The sequence below is a fragment of the Arenimonas sp. genome (assembly GCF_019459675.1).
Lineage (GTDB): Bacteria > Pseudomonadota > Gammaproteobacteria > Xanthomonadales > Xanthomonadaceae > Arenimonas.
In genome coordinates, this window is the sequence record NZ_JAIBFH010000079.1 from 1 (window position 1) to 1,950 (window position 1,950).

Genomic DNA, 1,950 nt, shown 5'->3' on the forward strand with positions numbered 1-1,950 from the left:
GGGGGGGGGGGGGGCGGGTGCGCTGGGCCGCGCTTTAGGGGGGGGTGCTTTAACCGGGGGGGGCGCGCCACGCGCGCCCCCGGCGTGACGACGTCAGGCGATCAGGCCTTGACGTGGGCCTTGATGTAATCAATGGCCTGCTGGACCGAAGTGATCTTCTCGGCCTCTTCGTCCGGGATCTCGCACTCGAACTCTTCTTCCAGGGCCATGACCAGCTCGACGGTATCCAGCGAGTCGGCACCGAGGTCGTCCACGAACGAGGCGTTCACGGTGACTTCGTCTTCCTTCACGCCCAACTGCTCGATGACGATTTTCTTGACGCGTTCTTCGATGCTGCTCATGGATCTTCTCCTCCCGGAGCGTTTTGTTTTCGGGCGCATTGTAATCAATCGAAAGCCGCGGCGGGCGCCAGACGCGCCGCGGCCTGTATGGGGTGGTCGGATTCTAGCGCAAAACCAGCCAATGCAAGGGCTTAGGGCATGTACATGCCGCCGTTGACGTGCAGGGTCTCGCCGGTGATGTAGGTGGCCGACGGGCCGGCCAGGAAGGCCACGGCGCGGGCGATGTCGGCCGGCTCGCCAAGCCGCCCCAGCGCGATCTGGCCCACCAGGGCCTCGCGGGAAGCCTCGGGCAGGTCCTTGGTCATGTCGGTCTGGATGAAGCCCGGCGCGACCACGTTGACCGTGACGCCGCGGCTGCCGATCTCCTTGGCCAGCGACTTGCTGAAAGCGATGATGCCGGCCTTGGCCGCGGCGTAGTTGGCCTGCCCGGCGTTGCCGGTAACGCCGATCACCGAGGCGATGTTGATGATGCGGCCCTTGCGCGCCTTCATCATGCCGCGCATCACCGCCTTGGACGTGCGGAACACCGAACTGAGGTTGGTGTCGAGGATGGCCTGCCAGTCTTCTTCCTTCATCCGCATCAGCAGGTTGTCGCGGGTGATGCCGGCGTTGTTGACCAGGATCGAGATGGCGCCGAACTCCTTGGCGATCTCGTCCACCAGCGCGTCCACCGACGCGCTTTCGGTGACGTTGAGCAGGCGCCCTGCCCCGCCGCTCGCCGCCAGGCGCGCGTGGATGGCCTCGGCGCCGGCCTGCGAGGTGGCGGTGCCGATGACGCGCGCACCCAGCGACGCCAGCTCGTCGGCGATGGCGGCGCCGATGCCGCGGCTGGCGCCGGTGACCAGCGCGATTTCACCTTTCAACACGTCGTTCATTGGGGGTCCAGTCGGGCCTCTTGGCCACGGATCAAATCGGATGGAATCGGATGGAATCGGATGCAGGCAATGCTGCGGCACGCGATCAGCTCCAGGCTTCCAGCGCGGCCTCGAACTCCACGGCGCTGCCAAGGGCGCGCGTCTCGACGGACTTGTCGATGCGCTTGGCCAGGCCGGAAAGCACCTTGCCGGGGCCGCACTCGCCGATGACGTTGGCGCCGCGCGCCACCAGGGTCTGCACGCACTGCGTCCAGAGCACGGGCAGGTACAGCTGGCGCACCAGCGCGGCGCGCACGTCGTCGGCATTGGCGTGGATGCGCGCATCAACGTTCTGGACGACCGGGATGGTCGCATCCTGCCAGCGCATCGCGGCCATCACTTCGCCCAGGCGGTCGGCGGCTTCGCGCATCAGCGGCGTGTGCGAAGGCACCGAGACGGCGAGCTTCACGGCCTTGCGAACGCCGCGCGCCGCCAGCTCGGCCAACGCGCGGTCCACGGCGGCCGCGTCGCCGCCGATGACGATCTGCCCGGGCGAGTTGTAGTTCGCCGGCACCACCACGCCATGGCCGGAAACCGCGGCGCAGACTTCCTCGACCAGCGCGTCTTCGGCGCCCAGCACCGCGGCCATCGCGCCGGTGCCGGCGGGCACCGCAAGCTGCATCAGCCGGCCGCGCTCGCGCACCAGGCGCGCGCCGTCGGCCAGGGTGATCGATCCGGCCGCCACCAGCGCGGCG

Annotated in this window: 3 protein-coding genes; all 3 read right to left on the reverse strand. The window is 68.5% G+C overall.

Annotated elements, in window-relative coordinates; all coding sequences use genetic code 11:
- Window positions 1–101: 101 nt before the first annotated feature.
- Entirely contained in the window at window positions 102–341 is a 240-nt protein-coding gene (acpP, locus tag K0M70_RS03075) for an acyl carrier protein (RefSeq protein WP_034221058.1), read from the reverse strand.
- Window positions 342–472: 131 nt separating this feature from the next.
- Window positions 473–1,216 (reverse strand): 3-oxoacyl-ACP reductase FabG, encoded by a 744-nt coding sequence (gene fabG / locus K0M70_RS03080; RefSeq protein WP_290779144.1) that lies wholly within the window; start codon window positions 1,214–1,216, stop codon window positions 473–475.
- An 85-nt stretch (window positions 1,217–1,301) separates the two neighbouring features.
- A partial coding sequence (locus K0M70_RS03085; RefSeq protein ID WP_290779147.1) for an ACP S-malonyltransferase occupies window positions 1,302–1,950 on the reverse strand: 649 nt, incomplete at its 5' end.